The sequence below is a fragment of the Kitasatospora sp. NPDC056800 genome, assembly GCF_042789775.1.
In the GTDB taxonomy this organism is placed as follows: Bacteria; Actinomycetota; Actinomycetes; order Streptomycetales; family Streptomycetaceae; genus Kitasatospora.
Genome location: NZ_JBHUAL010000001.1, coordinates 35945 through 49775 on the forward strand (window position 1 = coordinate 35945; position 13831 = coordinate 49775).

At 73.6% G+C, this 13831-nt stretch carries 13 protein-coding genes; 5 read left to right on the top strand and 8 right to left on the bottom strand.

The annotated features are described in order from the left end of the window. Nucleotides 1-163: 163 nt before the first annotated feature. Nucleotides 164-433, top strand: a complete 270-nt coding sequence (locus ACFRQN_RS00200; RefSeq protein ID WP_049651509.1) for a GlsB/YeaQ/YmgE family stress response membrane protein — start codon at nt 164-166, stop codon at nt 431-433. 52 nt (nt 434-485) lie between these two features. On the opposite strand, the gene ACFRQN_RS00205 is transcribed toward ACFRQN_RS00200, so the two are convergent. Continuing rightward, nucleotides 486-2387 (bottom strand): APC family permease, encoded by a 1902-nt coding sequence (locus ACFRQN_RS00205; RefSeq protein WP_049651508.1) that lies wholly within the window; start codon nt 2385-2387, stop codon nt 486-488. A 407-nt stretch (nt 2388-2794) separates the two neighbouring features. Between ACFRQN_RS00205 and ACFRQN_RS00210 the strand changes: the two genes are divergently transcribed. The 3 genes from ACFRQN_RS00210 to ACFRQN_RS00220 all read left to right on the top strand — a co-directional run bounded on the left by ACFRQN_RS00210 (nt 2795) and on the right by ACFRQN_RS00220 (nt 6724). After that, on the top strand, nt 2795-4390 hold the full coding sequence (locus tag ACFRQN_RS00210) for a N,N-dimethylformamidase beta subunit family domain-containing protein (RefSeq protein ID WP_380737193.1): 1596 nt from the start codon (nt 2795-2797) through the stop codon (nt 4388-4390). Between the two features lie 234 nt (nt 4391-4624). Beyond that, nucleotides 4625-5359: a polyprenol monophosphomannose synthase gene (locus ACFRQN_RS00215; protein WP_049651506.1), complete on the top strand. Its 735-nt coding sequence runs from the start codon at nt 4625-4627 to the stop codon at nt 5357-5359. 111 nt (nt 5360-5470) lie between these two features. Continuing rightward, entirely contained in the window at nt 5471-6724 is a 1254-nt protein-coding gene (locus ACFRQN_RS00220) for an aromatic acid exporter family protein (protein WP_074004852.1), read from the top strand. A 37-nt stretch (nt 6725-6761) separates the two neighbouring features. On the opposite strand, the gene ACFRQN_RS00225 is transcribed toward ACFRQN_RS00220, so the two are convergent. The 6 genes from ACFRQN_RS00225 to ACFRQN_RS00250 all read right to left on the bottom strand — a co-directional run bounded on the left by ACFRQN_RS00225 (nt 6762) and on the right by ACFRQN_RS00250 (nt 12343). Next, nucleotides 6762-7211 carry an SRPBCC domain-containing protein gene (locus ACFRQN_RS00225; RefSeq protein WP_049651504.1) on the bottom strand — a complete coding sequence of 150 codons (450 nt, stop codon included), beginning with the start codon at nt 7209-7211 and terminating at the stop codon, nt 6762-6764. Between the two features lie 4 nt (nt 7212-7215). After that, on the bottom strand, nt 7216-7689 hold the full coding sequence (locus ACFRQN_RS00230; protein ID WP_380737195.1) for a VOC family protein: 474 nt from the start codon (nt 7687-7689) through the stop codon (nt 7216-7218). An 85-nt stretch (nt 7690-7774) separates the two neighbouring features. Beyond that, nucleotides 7775-9778, bottom strand: coding sequence for a phosphocholine-specific phospholipase C (locus ACFRQN_RS00235; RefSeq protein ID WP_380737197.1), 2004 nt, complete (start codon nt 9776-9778; stop codon nt 7775-7777). Between the two features lie 44 nt (nt 9779-9822). Further along, a complete protein-coding gene (locus ACFRQN_RS00240) occupies nt 9823-11259 on the bottom strand; it encodes an endonuclease/exonuclease/phosphatase family protein (protein WP_380737199.1) in 1437 nt (478 codons plus the stop codon). A gap of 363 nt (nt 11260-11622) precedes the next feature. Next, nucleotides 11623-11889, bottom strand: a complete 267-nt coding sequence (locus ACFRQN_RS00245) for a metal-sensitive transcriptional regulator (RefSeq protein WP_049651499.1) — start codon at nt 11887-11889, stop codon at nt 11623-11625. 106 nt (nt 11890-11995) lie between these two features. Continuing rightward, on the bottom strand, nt 11996-12343 hold the full coding sequence (locus ACFRQN_RS00250) for a PRC-barrel domain-containing protein (RefSeq protein ID WP_049651501.1): 348 nt from the start codon (nt 12341-12343) through the stop codon (nt 11996-11998). Between the two features lie 239 nt (nt 12344-12582). On the opposite strand from ACFRQN_RS00250, the gene ACFRQN_RS00255 reads away from it, so the two are divergent. Beyond that, a complete protein-coding gene (locus ACFRQN_RS00255) occupies nt 12583-13413 on the top strand; it encodes an SAM-dependent methyltransferase (RefSeq protein WP_380737201.1) in 831 nt (276 codons plus the stop codon). Between the two features lie 39 nt (nt 13414-13452). Here the strand turns inward: ACFRQN_RS00255 and ACFRQN_RS00260 are convergent. Continuing rightward, nucleotides 13453-13831 (bottom strand): response regulator transcription factor (locus ACFRQN_RS00260; RefSeq protein ID WP_380737203.1); only part of this gene is annotated, 379 nt, incomplete at its 5' end.

Here is a 13831-nt window from a genome sequence, read left to right on the forward strand (position 1 = left end):
CCCATTCCCCGCCGGGAGCGCTCCACCGGTACGCGGCTGACCTGCGCACTCTCCCGTCGACATGCCCGTTCGCCGGATCCGGGTGATCATGGGACGAACCGCGTCATCGGCGATTCGGCGCACCGGGCCGTCGGCCCCGGGAGCGCCCGGAAGGTGGACTGCGATGTTCCAGCTCCTGTGGATTCTGCTCATCGGCTTCGTGCTGGGCGTGCTCGCCAAACTGATCCTGCGTGGACCGCAGTCGATCCCCTGGTGGCTGACCATGCTGCTCGGCGCGGCCGGGGCCTGGCTCGGCAACGCCGTCTCCGGCTGGATCGGCGTCCGCCACACCTCGGGCATCGACTGGATCCGGCACATCCTGCAACTGGCCTTCGCCGTCGCCCTGGTGGCCTTCGTCGCGCCCGCGTGGACGAAGTCCCACCAGAACCGCTGACCGGCCGACCCCCGGCACCCGGCCCGGCCGACCAGCCGGCCGGGCCGCCCGCTCAGCCCACGTGGACGGCCGGCCGGCGGGACCGGTCCGGTTCGGCCTCGCGCAGCACCTCGCGGGTGACGGGGGCGATCTCGCCCTGTCCGAACAGGAAGAACCGCAGGAACTGGGCGAAGGGGTTGCCCTCGGTCCACTCGAAGTAGATGTGCGGCTGCTGCCCGGTGAGGTCGCGCACCTCGAGCAGCAGCGCGGCCAGCGCGTTGGGCACGCTGGAGCTCTCCAGCGCCAGCACCCGGTAGCGGTCGTGCAGCACCTCGCCGCGGACCGTCAGCACGGCCTCGAAGTCGGACGGGTCGAGCACGGTGACCTCGACGAACACCAGGTCGTCCTCGGCCGGGATGTCGTTGTCCCGCCGGATCTGGTGGATCTTGTCGCGGTACTCGGCGAGGTCCCGGCTGTTCGGCTCGTTGGCGATCAGCCGCAGCGGGCGGTGGGTGTAGTCCCGGACGAACCGGTCCGCGACGTCGTCCAGCACCACGTCGGTGACGCGCAGTTCGAAGGCCCGCTTGAGCCGGGACAGGAACGAGAGCAGCATGATGCCCGCGATGAAGCAGGCGCCGATCTTGACCCCGTCCGGCCGCTCGGCGATGTTCACCGCCGTGGTGTAGAGGAAGACCCCCGCGATCACCGCGAAGCCGGTGCGCCAACGGCGCTGCCCGGCCTTGTGGGCGGCGATGGTCACCGCGATGGCGGCGGAGCTGATCAGCACCAGCACGCCGGTGGCGTAGGCGCCGCCCTGGGCGTCCACGTTGGCGTCGAAGATCCAGGTGACCAGGAAGGCGATCAGGGTGAGCACGATGACGGTCGGCCGCACCGCGCGGGCCCAGTGCGGGGCCATCCCGTAGCGGGGCAGGTAGCGCGGCATCAGGTTGAGCAGCCCGGCCATCGCGGAGGCCCCGGCGAACCAGAGGATGGCGATCGTGGACAGGTCGTAGACACTGCCGAAGGTGCTGCCCAGGTACTCGTGGGCGAGGTAGGCGAGCGCCCGCCCGTTGGCCTGGCCGCCGGCCTTGAACTGGTCGGCCGGGATGAGCAGCGTGGTGATGAAGCTGGTGGCGATCAGGAACACGCTCATGATCGCGGCGGCGGTGGTCAGCAGTTTGCGGGCGCCGCGGATCCGGCCGGTGGGCTTCTCCTCGGTGTCGTCCGGGTCGCCCTCGATGTGCGGCATCACGGCGACGCCGGTCTCGAAGCCGGACAGGCCGAGCGCCAGCTTCGGGAAGACGATCAGCGCGACGCCGATCATCGCGATCGCGTTGCCGTGCTCCACGGTCAGCGCGTGCGTCCAGTCGCTGAACACGTGCGGGGCCTTGAGCACGTGCCACAGCCCGTTGGCGACCACCACGACGTTCAGCGAGAGGTACACCGCGACCAGCACCACCGCCAGGCCGATCGCCTCGCTGAAGCCCTTGAGGAAGACGGCACCGAGCAGCGCGATCATGATCAGGGTCAGCATGACCTGCTTGCCGGTCAGGGCGCTGTGCAGGTGCGGGTTCTCCACCAGGTGGGCGCTGGCGTCGGCGGCGGACAGGGTGATGGTGATCATGAAGTCGGTGGCCGCGAAGCCCAGCAGGGTGAGCACGAAGAGCTTGCCCTGCCAGAAGGAGAGCAGCCGTTCCAGCATCGCGATCGAGCCCTGGCCGTGCGGGCTCTCCTGGGCGACCCTGCGGTAGACGGGCAGCGCGCCGAGCAGGGTGACGACCACCAGCACGATGGTCGCCAGCGGCGAGACCAGTCCGGCCGCGAGCGCGGCGATGCCGGGCTGGTAGCCGAGCGTGGAGAAGTAGTCCAGGCCGGTCAGGCACATCACCCGCCACCAGCGCTGGCCCTTCTCGTGCGGCGCCTCGGCGTGCGGGCCGGGGTGCTGTTTGGCCAGGTCGGCCAGGCCTTCCAGCATCCACTCCCGGAACCGCCCGCGCCGGGTGACCGGCCCCGCCCCTGCTTCGGCCGACCCCGACGACACCACGGGCACCCCTGTCCACGACTCGGCCGGCCTCGTACGGCTCCGGACCCCCTGTGGCCGCCGGACGGCGGGCCTGGTCAGGCTAGGGGACCGGCCCGCCGGGGCCGGTCAACCGCGCGGGCCGACACGCCCGGGTGCGCCCGTACGGCCCTCCCCGGTGGCGGGCCGTCCCGAGGCGGGTGCGGTCGCGGCCGGTCCGGTGTGCCAGGCTGCACGGACCTCGCGGAACACGCGAGGATGTCCGCGCGCACCGACGCACCGGGCGGGCGCCGCACAGCGCGCCACCGGCCGGGCCGGCGCGCCCACGGACCGGGCAGGGACAGGAAAAAACGGAGGAAGCGGTGGCGGAGCCGAGTCGGCGGAGGATCCTGGGCCTGGGCCTGATGGCGGCCGCCGTCACTTCCTGCGGCCCCCGTCGCCCGGATGCGGCCCCCGCCGCGCACCCGTCCGCCGGGGCGGCGGGCGCGCCGGCCGCCCCGGCGTCCACGCCACCCGGCACCGCCGGCCCGGCCGCCGACGGCCACACCGGCCCGACGAGCGAGCGCTCCCGCCCCGGCAACGCCGACTGGGAGATCACCGACCCCGGCCCGGACGGCGCCATCGAGGGCTTCGCCGACCGGGTCAGCGTCCTGCCAGGCGAACCCTTCGGCCTGCACGTCTCCACCCCCGCCACCGCGTTCACCGTCTCCGCCTACCGGATGGGCTGGTACGACGGCGCCCGCGCCCGGCTGGTCTGGCGCCGCGAGCACGTCCCCGGCGGCAAGCAGGCCGCGCCGCACGTGGACCCGGCGACCCGCACCGTCCTGACCGGCTGGCAGCGCACCCTCACGGTGGACACCGCCGGCTGGCCCGAGGGCGCCTATCTGCTGCGGCTGGACGCCGAGGACGGCTCCGGGCGGCGCTACGTCCCGCTCACCGTCCGCTCGGCGAGCACCGCGGGCCGGACCGTGGTGATGGGCGCCCCGGCGACCTGGCAGGCCTACAACGAGTGGGGCGGCTACAGCCTCTACAACGGCCCGACCGGCGGCCTGGCCACCCGCTCGCTGAAGGTCGTCTTCGACCGGCCGTACGACTACGACCACGGCGCCGGGCTGTTCCTGGTCTACGAGGCGCCGCTGGTCGCCCTCGCCGAACGGCTCGGCCTGCCGCTCGCCTACACCACTGGCGTCGACGTGGCCCGCGAACCCGGCCTGCTGACCGGGGCGAGCGCCGTCCTGTCGCTCGGCCACGACGAGTACTGGTCGCCCGAGCAGCGGGCCAACGTGGTCGCCGCCCGCGACGCCGGGACCAACCTGGCGGTCCTGGGCGCCAACTGCTGCTACCGCCGGATCCGCTTCGAGCCGTCCGACCTCGGGCCGGACCGCACGGTGGTCTGCTACAAGGACGCCTGGGCGCAGGACCCGGGCCACCAGGCGGGCGCCCCGGCGACCACCGACTTCCGGACCGGCCCGGGCGCCGACCCGGAGAGCTCGATGCTCGGCGTCATCTACGACGGCTACCCGGTGGACGCCCCGTACGTGGTCACATCGCCCGGGCACTGGGCGTACGAGGGGACGGGCGTCGCGGCGGGGGCCTCCTTCCCGCACCTGGTCGGGGTGGAGTACGACCGGGTGCACACCGGCTTCCCCACCCCGCGCCCGATCGAGGTGATCGCCCACTCCCCCGTGGTGTGCGACGGCCGGCGCTCCCACTCCGACACCGCCTACTACACCGTGCCGAGCGGGGCCGGGGTGTTCGCCACCGGGACGATGCGCTGGGTCGAGGCGCTGGAGGCCCGCGGCCCCGGCGGCGGCCGGGCCGACCACGGCATCGACTCGCACGCCGGGGACCTGGTCCGCCAGGTCACCGAGAACGTCCTGCGCGCCTTCGCCGCCGGCCCGGCCGGCCGGACCCGCCCGGCCCAGGACAACCTCGACGCCGTCTACGGCCCGGCGTAGCCGCCCCGGCTCAGCCCGCGGGCGGCGCGACGGCGAGGGCGGTGGCGGGCAGGACAGTGGTGCGACGGATCGTCATGGGAGGTCTCCGGGGCTACTGTTCCGGGCGTTCGCGGCCCGTCACGGTACCGCATCGTGATCGAACGGGCTTCCGACCTCCGGCCGGGGCAGGAGGCGGTCGGAACGCCCGATACACTCGCACGGTCTCATCCGGAGCAGGCACGAGGGAAACAGAACATGGTCGAGGCCTCCCCCAAGGTCGTTGTGGTCGTCCCCACGTACAACGAGCGGGAGAACCTCCCGGTCCTCGCGGGCCTGCTCGCGGAGCTCCCGGTGCCCGACCTGCACCTGCTGGTGGTCGACGACAACTCCCCCGACGGCACCGGCGAGATCGCCGACAAGCTCGCCGCGGACTCCGGCGGCACCGTGGGCGTGCTGCACCGCACCGAGAAGGACGGCCTCGGCCGCGCCTACCTGGCCGGCATGGCCAGGGCCCTGGACGAGGGCGCCGACGTCGTGGTGCAGATGGACGCCGACCTCTCCCACCCGGCCTCGGCGATACCCGCGATGGTCGAGCTGCTGCTCGGCGGCGACACCGCCGTGGTGCTGGGCTCCCGCTACGTCCCCGGCGGCTCCACCGCCGAGGAGTGGCCCTGGCACCGCAAGGCGCTCTCGGCCTGGGCGAACTTCTACGTCAACACGATCCTCAGCCTCGGGGTCAGGGACGCCACCGCCGGGTTCAAGGCCTGGCGGGCGGACACCCTCCGCGCCATCGACCTGCCGACGGTGCGGAGCAACGGCTACTCGTTCCAGGTCGAGATGAACTACCGCGTCGTCAAGCAGGGCATGACGATCCGCGAGGTGCCGATCCGCTTCGAGGAGCGGATCGAGGGCGCCTCGAAGATGAGCATGGGCGTGCAGGTCGAGTCCGCGCTGGCTCCCTGGAAGCTGCGCTTCAACCGCGAGGGCTGACGGGGCACCGACGGGACCGGGCACGGCAGGACGCCGGCCCGGTGCGGTCGTACGGGTGCCGGACCGCCGCCGGAGCGGTGTGAACGGCCGCCGCGGGGAAAGAAGGGCGACATGGCCCTTCTCCCGGAGACACTCACGGACCTGGTCCGCCGCGGCGCCCGAGAACCGTTCGTGGTCCAGAGCGTCCGGGCCACCGTCGCGGCCACCATCGCCTTCGCGGTGGCGACGCGGCTGAGCAGCGAGCCCGCTCCGCTGACGGCGCCGCTGACCGCGCTGCTGGTCGTCCAGGTCACCGTCTACTCGACGCTCAAGACCAGCATCCGCCGGGTCAACTCGGTGGTGGTCGGGGTGCTGATCGCGATCGGGTTCAGCGCGGTGGTCGGGCTCTCCTGGTGGAGCCTCGGGCTGATCATCCTGGCCTCGCTGGTCGTCGGCCGGTTCGTCCGGGTCGAGGAGTTCGTCCAGGAGGTCGCGATCAGCGCGATGCTGATCCTGGGCGTGACCAAGCTGGCCTCGCAGGCCTGGGACCGGGTGCTGGAGACCCTCATCGGCGCGGCCGTCGGCCTGCTGTTCAACCTGGTGTTCGCGCCGCCGGTCTGGGTGGACACCGCCGGGGAGTCGATCGAGGACCTGGCCCGGCGGGCCCGCCAGCTGCTGCTCGACATCTCCGAGGAGCTGGGCCGCCCCACCCCGGTGGCCCGGGCCGCCGAACGGCTGCACGAGGCCCGCCGGCTGGACCAGGCGATCGCCGACGTGGACGCGGCACTGCGCCAGGCCGAGGACAGCCTGCGGTTCAACCCGCGGATCAGCGAGGGGCTGCTGTCCCGGCTGGTGCTGCGCACCGGGCTGGACACCCTGGAGATCTGCGTCGTCGTGATCCGGGTGCTGGCCCGTTCGCTGACCGACCTGGCCAAGCGGCGCGCGCCCGGCGAACGGCTCTTCCCGCCGGACGTCGCGACGGGGCTGGAGGAGCTGCTGGCGCACGTCGGCGGCGCGATGGTGAGCTACGCGGTGCTGGTGACCACCCAGGTGAGCCGCAGCGCCGAGGAGGCGGAGGAGCGGCTGACCGCCGAGCTGGCGGCGGCCTGGGCCTGCCGGGAGAACGTCGCCCAGGTGCTGCTGCGCAAGGTCCAGGAGCACCCGGAGGCCTGGCAGCTGCACGGTTCGATACTGGCCGAGGTGGACCGCATCCTGGACGAGATGGACCTGGAGCACCGCGGCCGGCGGCTGATGGAGGAACTGGACCGGGCCTCGGTGGCGAACCGGGAGCGGTTCTCCCGCTACGCCTGGCTGCGCCGCCTGCTGCGGGGCGAACGGGCCCGCGGCGGCCGGACGTCCGCTGCGGCGGACCGCCCGGCGGCGTAGCGGTGGAACACCCGGCGGTTTGGCGGGCGCCGGGGTCTCAGGGCATCAGCCAGGGTTCCTGCGGCAGCGGGTGGCCGGTCTCCAGGTAGGTCTTGAGGTTGGCGAGCACCGCCGACCAGCCCTGTTCGGCGTCCGCCCGGGCGGCCTCGTCGGCGAGGTCCACGTGGGTGACGGTGAGCCGGGTGAGGTCGTGCCAGCCCTGGAGTTCGAAGGTGACCCGGGAGGGGAAGGCGGCGCGCCCCTCCTGCGGCCCGGCCCAGGTGGTGACCAACAGGTGCGGGCGGTCGACCGCCTCGACGGTGCCGATGACGTCGGCGGTCCCGGAGCCGTCGGTCCGCTGGTGCTCCCAGGGCGCGCCGAGCAGCCAGGTGGAGACGTTGCGGTGGCCCCAGTAGAGGCCGGACTCGTCGGCGTTGGTGAGCGCGTGCCAGACCCGCTCGGGGGTGGCCCGCAGGTAGGTGATGCCGCGGTGGCTGAAGGCGGTCACGGGCTCACCCCTTCGCCGCGTCGAGCAGCGGCTGGATCTCGATCTTCTGCATCCGCAGCATGGCCGCGAAGACGCGGTCCGCCGTGGCCCGGTCCTCGCCCGCGACCAGGTCGAGCAGCACCCGTGGGGTGATCTGCCAGGAGAGGCCGTAGCGGTCCTTGAGCCAGCCGCACGGGCCGGGCTGGCCGCCGTCGGCGGTGAGTTCCGCCCAGAGCCGGTCGACCTCCTGCTGGTCGTCGCACGCCACCTGGAGCGAGATCGCCTCGGTGAAGTGGAACGCCGGGCCGCCGTTGAGGCCCACGTACGCGCGGCCGGCGAGCTCGAACTCGACGGTCATCACCGAGCCCGCCGGGCCGGGGCCGGTCTCGCCGTAGCGGGTGGTCCTGAGGACCCGGGAGTTCGGGAACAGCGTGGTGTAGAAGGCGGCGGCCTCTTCGGCCTGGTCGTCGAACCAGAGGGAGGTGGTGATTTTCTGCATGCGCCCGACGGTAACGGCGGGGTCCGTCGGGGCGGCCGAGCCACGGCCGGGGGTCACCGGATCGGCGCCCCCGGCCGTCGCCGGGTCAGTGCACCCAGCCCGCGAAGCGCCGGACGAAGCGCTGACCGGTGTGGGCGGTCACCACGACGTCGTAGCGGCCCTGCTCGTCCAGCGGCCAGGCCAGGTCGGCCTGCTTGCCGGGCTTGACCCAGACGGTCTGCGCGGTGCCCGCGAAGTCGTTGGGCGCGGCGGTGAAGGCCACGTCGGTCATCCCGTCGTTGACCAGCTGAAGGGTGAGCTTGCGGCTGCCGCGCAGGTCGACGGTGACGATCGGCACGCCGATGTCGTTCTGGCCGTCCTGCCCGTCGCGGACCACGGTGCCGGCGAAGCGCCGGACGAAGCCGTCCGGGCCGTGCACGGTGAAGTCGTAGCGGCCGTCGGTGGTGGCGGCGTCCCAGACGTACCGGGCGGTGGCACCGGGGGCGACGGTGTACGGGGTGCCGGCGAAGGGGAGCAGGATGTTCGGGTAGACGGTGTACGGGAAGGCCACCGAGCCGTCGTTGCTCATCGTGCAGGTGACCTTGCCGGTCTTCCGGTCCACCTCGACGTCGGCCCACGGCTGGTACGGCAGCGGGCGGTGCGGGCGCTCGCCGCGCTCCTGGACGGGCATCGCCTGGGCGCCGACCGCCGGCAGCGCGACGCCGGGCAGCCTGGTGCCCGCGTCGGCCCTGGCCATCAGGGCCTTGGTGTCGGGCAGCACCGGGATCGAGAGCTCGGGGGCGGCGAAGTCGAAGCAGCTGGTGAGGTCGCCGCAGACGGCCCGGCGCCAGGCCGAGATGTTGGGCTCGGCCACCCCGGTGACCAGTTCCATGAAGCGCAGCACCGAGGTGTGGTCGAAGACCTGGGAGTTGACCCAGCCGCCGCGCGACCAGGGCGACACGACCCAGAGCGGCACCCGGTTGCCGAGGCCGATGGCCCGTCCCTGGGTGAACTCCTCGGGGGTGCCGGGCTCGGGGGTGGGCGGGACCATGTGGTCGAAGTAGCCGTCGTTCTCGTCGTACATCACCAGGAAGACGGTGTGCCGCCAGACCTCCGGGTTGGACGTCAGCGACCGCAGGGCCTGGTCGACCCAGTGCGCGCCGTAGGCCGGGCCGGCCTCCGGGTGCTCGGAGAACAGGTACGGCGCGACCAGCCAGGAGACGGTCGGCAGGGTGCCGTCCTTGCAGTGGCGGTCGAAGTCGGCGGGGTCGAACTTCGTCATCGCGTTGACGTAACGCGGGTCGTCGTGCGGGAAGTTGTGGAACTGCTTGAAGTAGGAGAGCGCGTTGTCGTCGTAGTCGCCGGTGCGCTCGTCCTTGCTGGGGTTGTGGTAGACGCGCCAGCTGACGCCGGCCGCCTCCAGGCGCTCGGCGTAGGTGGTCCAGTCGGCGACGGGGTTGTCGGTGACCGGGGTGTTGTCGATCCACGGGCCGGTGGTGCCGTCGCGGCCGGGGCCGGACGTGCCGGTCCACAGGTAGAGCCGGTTGGGGTCGGTCGGGCCGGCCAGCGAGGTGAAGTAGGCGTCGCAGACGGTGAACGCGTCGGCCAGGGCGTACTGGTAGGGGATGTCGTCCCGGGTGAAGTAGCCCATGGTGCGCTCGCCCTTGGCGGCGATCCACTTGTTCATCGCGCCGTTGTTGATGGCCTGGTGGCCGGTGGCCCAGTCGTGCGGCAGGCCGCCGGCGTTCTGCGCGTTGTACTTGGCGGTGTCCATCCGGTACGGCAGCATCACGCCGCCGTCGCTGCGCCGACCGTCGGGCTGGCGGAAGACGTCGGTGCCGTCCGGGAACTGGAGCGCCTGCTTGTCGCCGAAGCCGCGGACGCCGGCCAGGGTGCCGAAGTAGTGGTCGAAGGAACGGTTCTCCTGCATCAGGACGACGACGTGCCTGACGTCCTTGACGGTGCCGGTCAGCGGGGTGCCGGGCTTGGCACCGGCGGCGGGAGCGGGGGCCGGGGCGGCGGCGGCCTGGGCGGCCGTCAGGCCGGACAGGGCGGTGGCGCCGGCGGCCGCGGTGGCGCCGACGAAGGTGCGGCGGGAGAGCTCGGGCATGACGAACTGGCCTCTCGGAGCTGGGAGTCGGGGAGCCTGGGAGCTCAGAGCTGGAAGGTGGCGACCGCGGCGGCGGTGTCGGAGGGCCACTCGTTGGCGGCGGAGCCGGGCTCGGGCTGCGGCCAGCCGACGGCCAGGGTGTGCGCCTCGACCAGCTTCAGCGGGCCCGCGTACTGGACGTAGTCGGTGCGGTCCTGCGGCTCGGGGCGGTCGCCGCGCCGCTTGCGGGTGGGCGACCAGGTCGCACCGGGGGCCTTGACCGGGTCGCGGTTCTCCTCGCGGAAGGTGTCGGTCAGTCCGGCGCCCTGGAGGGCCACGGTGACCGGCCAGGCGAGCGCGCCGACCCCCTGGTGGGCGGCAGCGGTGGCGGCCGTCCAGTCCCGGTGCGAGGGCGAGGAGAGCGCACCGGCCAGCACCACCGGGGTGCGCCGGGCGATGTCCGCGCGGACGGCGGCGGCCAGCGCCTTGGCCTGCCTCAGCCGCAGCGAGCCGTTCTCGGCGGCCTCCACCTCGGCGGCGGTCCGGCCGTCCTGGACGGCGTACGGGCCGTAGCCCGCCTCGTCCAGGTGGGCGGCCCAGAAGCGGACGGTGCGGCCGCCGGGCAGCCGCAGGGTGGCCGCGGCGGCGGGCAGTTCGGCGGTCGGCGGGGTGACGTCGGTGAGCGGGTGGCGGCTGAGGATGCCGACGCTGCCCGGGCTCTGGTAGGCGTACCAGCCGAGGGCGTCGGCCAGGGTCCTGGCCCGCTCCCCCGCGGTCTCCTGGAGGGCGAGCACGTCCAGGCCCTGGGCGAGGACCACGCGCAGCTGCTTCTCCAGCGCGTCGGTGTGGGCCGAGCCCGCGTCGTGCAGGTTCCAGCTGGCGGCCTTGAGGCGCGGCGGGGCGGCCGGGTCCGCCACCGGGACGAGGACGGTGACGGTGTCGGTGGCACCCGCGCTGTCCTTGACGCCGACGACCACCGGCTCGGGGTTCCGGCCGGGGGTGGCGGGGGCGGTGCCGGTGAGCGTGCCGTCGGCGCCGACCGCGGCCCAGGCCGGGCCGCTCACCTTGCGGTAGGTGGCGGAGCCGGCCGGGTTGCCGGCCGGGCGGGACCAGAGGCCGCCGAGCCGGACCGTCACCGCGGCACCCGGGGCGACGGGCGTGGCGGTGAACGCGTCGACGGCGGCGTGCGGGCGGACGACGGCGGGCTTGGGGCGGAAGGTGAACGGCCCGGTGCGGGCCAGGATGCCGTAGCCGTCCTTGGCGAGCAGGTAGGCGGTGTACGGGCCGCCGGTCAGCGCGGAGGTGTCGAGCTGGACGTCGCCCGAGGTGCCCGCGGTGTACTTCCACAGCAGCGAGCCGCCGTTGCCGGGCTGGCGGTCGCCGTCGTAGATGCCGACCCAGTTCTTGGCGTCGGGGGCGTCGGTGCTCCAGTGGAAGGTGAGCCGGTCGCCTTCGGTGGGGTTGGTGGAGGAACTGAACGTCAGGGCGCTGCCTGCGGCCACGGTTGTCCTGTCCGCCGCCCGGGGCCGGACCGCCGGGGGACGGTTCGCCGGGGCCGGGTTCGGCTGGTCACGGAGACTGGGAGGAGGGGAGCGCACGCAGTTGGCTGTACAACTGCGGGCGGCCCTCATTCACCCGAAGGCCGGCGACCGGCGCGTGAACGACGCATGACGGAGCGTCGGGCGGTACGGGAACTTCGCTGGGCGGGGCCGTCGGCCCGCGGCGCGGGTGTGGTCGCGGGTGCTTCGGCGGGCAGGTTCGCGGATGCTTCCTCCGGTGTTTCCGCCGACATGCCGCGAGGGCCGCGGCGGGAGGATCCGCCGCGGCCCTCGTCGGACCGTACTGTCGAACCGGGTGCCGCCCGGTCAGGCCAGGGCGAGGAAGAGCTTCTCCAGCTCGGCCTCGCTCATCGGCGCGGCGTCCTGGTCGGCGGCGGCCATGCACTGGCGCATGCCGCTCGCGACGATCTTGAACCCCGCCCGGTCGAGCGCGCGCGAGACGGCGGCGAGCTGGGTGACCACGTCCTTGCAGTCCCGGCCCGCCTCGATCATCGCGATCACTCCGGCCAACTGGCCCTGCGCGCGGCGCAGCCGGTTCAGGACCGCGCCGACCGCTTCCTCGTCCACCTGCATGTCGGGGCCGCCTTTCACATCGACTGTCGATGGACAAGTGTACCCGGCGGGGTATTCATTCCCGGCTGGCGAAAGCCGTGCCCGGCGGCCCCGGGTACGGCTCGGCTCAGCGGCGGGCCAGGCGGCGCTCCCCGCCCGCGCCGGTCGCGTACGGCAGCTCGTAGTGCGCGAACACGGCGGGCTCGTCCTCGGCGGGCAGCACGTCGTCGGTGCCGATCGCCGGGGCCTGCTTGACCTGGTTGCGCGGGTAGGCCACCCGGAGGTAGTCCGGCCCGGCCACCGCCCCGTCCAGCGGGACGAAGACCAGGCGGCGCCGGCCCGCGAAACCGACCGTGACCGTGCCGAAGAACGGCTCGTCGCTGGCCGTCTCGACGTAGACCGACTCCAGCGACCCGATGCGGTGGCCCTTCTCGTCGACCACGGCGTGGCCGCGCCACTCGCGGATGTCCGCCATCGCGATGCCCACGGGCCTGACCTCCCGTCCCCGGCTGTTCCCCCGCCCGGACCTCCATCCTCCGCCGGGAGCGGCAGGGGCGCGCGGCGAGCCCGGGAACCCTCCCCGCCCGACGAAAAGGGACATACGGGGGTGACCCGACCAACCGGCACCCGGGCCGTGACCTGGGCTTTAGGCTGTCCGCCAACAGGGCCGCGAGTGGATCGTCCGTGGCGCCCGGGGCAGAGGAGACGGCAACCGTGGGATACGAGAACATGTGGGAGTCCGGCGGGGCCGGGATCCCGGCCGACCTGCGGCCCGACGTGCCGCACCCGGCCCGGATGTACGACTACTACCTCGGCGGGAAGGACAACTTCCCCTCCGACCGCGCCGCCGCCGAGAAGGCGCTCGCCGCCAACCCGGAGTTCCGCTCCACCGCCCGCGCCAACCGCGGCTTCCTCACCCGCGCGGTGCGGTGCGTCGCCGAACTCGGCATCGACCAGTTCCTCGACATCGGCACCGGCATCCCCACCGCCGGCAACACCCACGAGATCGCCCAGGCGGCCCGACCGGGCGCGCGGACCGTCTACGTGGACAACGACCCGATCGTGCTCAGCCACGCCCGCGCCCTGATGGCCGGCTCGGGCCCCGGCCACACCACCGTCATCCGGGCCGACCTGCGCGAGCCCGCCGCGCTGCTGGACGCCGTCCTGGCGGCGGACCTGCTCGACTTCTCCCGCCCGGTCGGACTCGTCCTCGCCGCCGTCCTCCACTTCCTACGGGACGAGGACCAGCCCCACCAGGCCCTCGCCACCCTACTGGACGCCCTGCCCTCCGGCAGCCACCTGGTCCTCTCGCACGGCACCGCCGACTTCATCCCGGCCGAGATCCGCGACCGGGTCACCGGTGTCTACGACAAGGCCACCGCACCCCTCGTCGGCCGCTCCCGCGAGGAGGTCCGGGCCTTCTTCGACGGCCTCGACCTCCTCGACCCCGGCGTGACCACCGTCCCCCTCTGGCGCCCCGACACCACCCCCGCCCCCGGCGCCGACCGCGTCAGCATGTACGGCGCCGTGGCCCGCAAGCCCTGAGCCCCAGGGCCGGACCGGCCACCGCCGGCCGGGCGGGCCTCAGTTCGGGCGGCCGGGCGGGACCAGGCCGGTCTGGTAGGCGATGGCCACGAGCTGGGCGCGGTCGCGGGCGTCGAGCTTGGACATCGCCCGGTGGACGTGGGTACGGACGGTGAAGGGGCTGACGAACATCCGCTCGGCGATCTCCTCGTTGGTGAGGCCGGTGGCGGCCATCGACATCACCTCGCGCTCGCGGGCGGTGAGGACGGACAGCCGCTCGCTCGTGGAGGCGGCGGAGGCCGGCTCGGGCTGGGCCAGGAACTGGTCGATCACGGCCCGGGTGGCGGCGGGCGAGAGCAGTGCCTCGCCCTCCCAGACGAGCTCCCGGCCGTTGCGATCACAGTGGTCCCGCAGCGTCTCGATGTCCCGGAAGACGAGG